The sequence below is a fragment of the Limosilactobacillus reuteri subsp. porcinus genome (assembly GCF_036621895.1).
Classification (GTDB): domain Bacteria; phylum Bacillota; class Bacilli; order Lactobacillales; family Lactobacillaceae; genus Limosilactobacillus; species Limosilactobacillus reuteri_J.
Map to the genome: position 1 here is coordinate 1 of NZ_LN887313.1, position 3,252 is coordinate 3,252.

The 3,252-nt window shown below is 34.2% G+C and carries 3 protein-coding genes and 1 pseudogene; all 4 read right to left on the reverse strand.

Annotation, left to right across the window (positions count from 1 at the left end; translation table 11 throughout):
* A pseudogene (locus AACL61_RS00690) lies at positions 1–311 on the reverse strand (hypothetical protein); the annotation flags it as partial.
* A gap of 246 nt (positions 312–557) precedes the next feature.
* Positions 558–1,334, reverse strand: coding sequence for a hypothetical protein (locus AACL61_RS00695; RefSeq protein WP_102816779.1), 777 nt, complete (start codon positions 1,332–1,334; stop codon positions 558–560).
* 10 nt (positions 1,335–1,344) lie between these two features.
* On the reverse strand, positions 1,345–1,683 hold the full coding sequence (locus AACL61_RS00700; RefSeq protein ID WP_102816780.1) for a hypothetical protein: 339 nt from the start codon (positions 1,681–1,683) through the stop codon (positions 1,345–1,347).
* A 12-nt stretch (positions 1,684–1,695) separates the two neighbouring features.
* Complete coding sequence (locus tag AACL61_RS00705; RefSeq protein WP_339110836.1) at positions 1,696–3,096, reverse strand: hypothetical protein; 1,401 nt, start codon at positions 3,094–3,096, stop codon at positions 1,696–1,698.
* Positions 3,097–3,252: the final 156 nt, after the last annotated feature.

The window sequence follows — 3,252 nt, forward strand, 5'->3', positions numbered from 1 at the left end:
CTTAATTTTACAAACCGCGAAGAAAAAGGAATTACTGTTAGTTGATGAAATCGCACAAAATTCACCATCATCATTTGAAGAAACTTCAAGATGTTTTCGGTCTCAATCGTAGCAAAATTACGCTCATTTAATTTAATATTAGGCTGAAGTTGCCAGATGTGTGATGCTTTCGCAATTGACATATTCATGTTTTTACTAATGGTTCCTACATTATAGTAAATAACATCCTGATCGTCGTTATCAACGAAATAATTAATATCGGTTAACCCAGAGAGATACTTTTGAACATGGGATTTTATTTTTGGTTTCACTTTCAAAACTAGTCCATATTGTTCATATAATTCATCCAATAACAAATTAATTGCAATTGGACTTAGTATTTTATTTTTCTTCATAAAATCAAATTCATCTTTTAAGTCATTGATACTAAACGAATCCAGCTCTCTTTTATTAATGATAGAAATAAGATTTTGGTATTTGGTTCTGTAATTAGGGTACCTTTTACTTAAATCATTCAGAGCCTGTTTAAGTTCTTCTTTTGTTACTGCTGAACAATTTTAATGACTAATCATCTCGTTGATATCGCCAAAAAGCTCAGCATTAGGTAAGGTAAAGACGCTTTTCCTATTTAAATTGTAGAAAGTATTAGCAGGAGTTTTAATTAGGTACTGGAGGTCTGCATTATCAAGATTAATAAATTTTGCGCTTTCTTGTAAATCTAACCGTCTCACCTCGAATTCATCACTATTAATCATTTTAAATAGATAGATTGCTTGGACACCATTAGCTCCCTTTGCTACTTGATAAAACTCCCATCCCGCCATTAAAGCTGGTGAATGATACAGGCTTAAGCTTCTTTCTTTCAAATCTTTCTTTATTATCAACTCTTTCAATGAATTAATTAACGTACTTCTTAAAGCCCCCTTCCTAAAGGTATCAATTGTCAAATGTTGTACTATTGCCTGCTGATAGTCTCTCGCATAATTATCTTTAACATCTTCATGAGTTTGGAAATACCGCTTATTATTAATCACCACTAGATTATATCCAAATTTATCTTCAACGGTCGGTCTAATATTGATTTTAACTGTTGGCAAAAGCTGAACCAACGCGGCCTTTATATCTTCTATCCGTTCATCCCTGGCGATCCGATTATCGATTAAGTTTAACTGATTCGTCGCAAAGAATTCTTCGATATGCTTGTCTAACTGATTCCCCCATTCAGTTTGTGATAGTTGTCCTAAAAGTTGCTTTGCCGTATCTACTTTTTCAAATTTTAATTCAGAAAAATACTCACTAAAAACTAAATTAAAAACACTTATTAAGTTATACAAGCCCGAAATGTCAATTTAAGTTACCGTCTAAAGAAGAGATTGCTTCCTCGTCTAATTTTGACGCCCTAAAAGTATGCTGACTATACTTCTCAATTGCCCTTCTTATCTCCTGGACATTTACCGCTGACTTTTTAGTGATTAAATATAAACGATAAACATTCTTTTGGATTTTCTTTCCCGTTAGCGCATTAATACCAAGGCTATTTTCTACATCGATATTAATACTAAAAATTCTTTTGGGAATGAAATGTTGCTCTTCTAAATTTTTATCAACTGAATATATATCATAGTCAGTCAGAATTTTGCGAGTATCAATATCAAATTTAGCAAGACGATTAGTTGTTATCATTTCTCTCTCCTTTTATTCAAAATAATCCAATAAATTTTTTGCTAATTGACTATTAAGTTTCCCGTTAGCTAAAAACATACTGGAACATGTAAAGAATTGTCGATCTGATTGTGGGCTAAATAGTTTTTGTTCATATTTACTATTAGGTTGAAGTTGGCGAAAATTAATAAAGTATACTGGATTATTCTCTGTGCAATTAGCCAGTTTTAGGCGCGCCTTCTTAAATACTTCCGTTTGTTCGGTGGCATTAGTGATTTCATTATAATCTTTGATATCAACAAAAACTTTCTTCTTATCTTTTGTTTGCAGGTAGCAATCAAATAATTCAAATTCATTATCTGCCATTGGATAGACCTTAATCCCTAAGTATTTACAAATAACCTTAAAGACTTCCTCGCTTAACGCTGGACGATAAAAATTATTAAAGATTCCTGGTAATAATTGATAATGGTGCGGCTTTTCAAAATCATGATAGTAACCTAATAGGTCAAAATCTTCTTTGAGCCACGAATTTGCTTCATATATTTTATTTAAAGTCTTTCCATAATGGGAAAAATCAAATTGATGCTGGTTATAGTTTTGAATTGGAGCAGCGTCAATAGCAAGTAACCGACTATAGTCTCCTTCGATAGAAAAGTAATATTTATTAACTGCTTTTTCGAACTGCCAATGGAGACGCTGAATGGTTACAGGTGCAGCATCACCAAATGGATGCTTCAGTATTAATTCACGGGCTCTTTGCCAAAGCTCTTTTGTCCCTTGCCGGTCTTGTTGCAGTTGAGATGGCAACCAAACTGTAAAACGATGTTGGATTTCATTAGCCATATTGAGTTTTTCATGAAGCAGCGTTGCTTTTTCTTTTTCAAGTTCCGCTTCTCTTCCGGTAATATGTGCTAATACTGCAGCCATTTCTAAGGTAGTTCGTTTATTATTCAAATAGTTGCTTAGAAGATTCTTTTTTGCGGCATTGTCTATTAAGACCAAGGGACGGCTACTCTTGATATTGGTCCGTGCCATTCTTCCTAAAGCTTGCTCCATATAAACACCTCCCGCGACTTTTACTGGTTGCAAATCATTTTGTCGATAATTATTTACTGGGCCACCATTTATATAAGCATACAAATTTTTCCGATAAGTTGCTCTCGTAATATGACCGTTTCCATATAAGGCATCTTGCTCGCCAATTATGTGCAGCATTTTCTTTATTGAAAACTGTTCGTCGCCTCTGCCAATCCAAGTCGCAATATGAGTAGGGGCTTCAAGATATTCGCCATCAATGTCTTTAGATAAGTTCTGCATTTGTTTGCCGATTGTTACTCCATTTTTACTTTTGACTAGTTCTGTTAATGTTTCCGCATCAATTGAGTAATGAAGATTAATCCCTCTTCCCAAAGCAGCATAAGTAGTTACCATAATGTTAAGCTTGCCGTTTATCCAGTCCTTTTTTATTAATGTCTTTAGACCTAGTTGAGTGCGCGAGCAGAGCGAGTGCACGAAACAAAAAACCACCTGCTATGCGGGTGGGCGATAAAAATTATATAAAAAAGGCCTCTTTTGCCTTAAGATGTA

Bases quoted from the DNA above. Each gene is read 5' to 3' on its own strand.
- AACL61_RS00700 (WP_102816780.1), bottom strand. From the start codon at position 1,683: ATGATAACAACTAATCGTCTTGCTAAATTTGATATTGATACTCGCAAA.
- AACL61_RS00705 (WP_339110836.1), bottom strand. From the start codon at position 3,096: ATGGTAACTACTTATGCTGCTTTGGGAAGAGGGATTAATCTTCATTAC.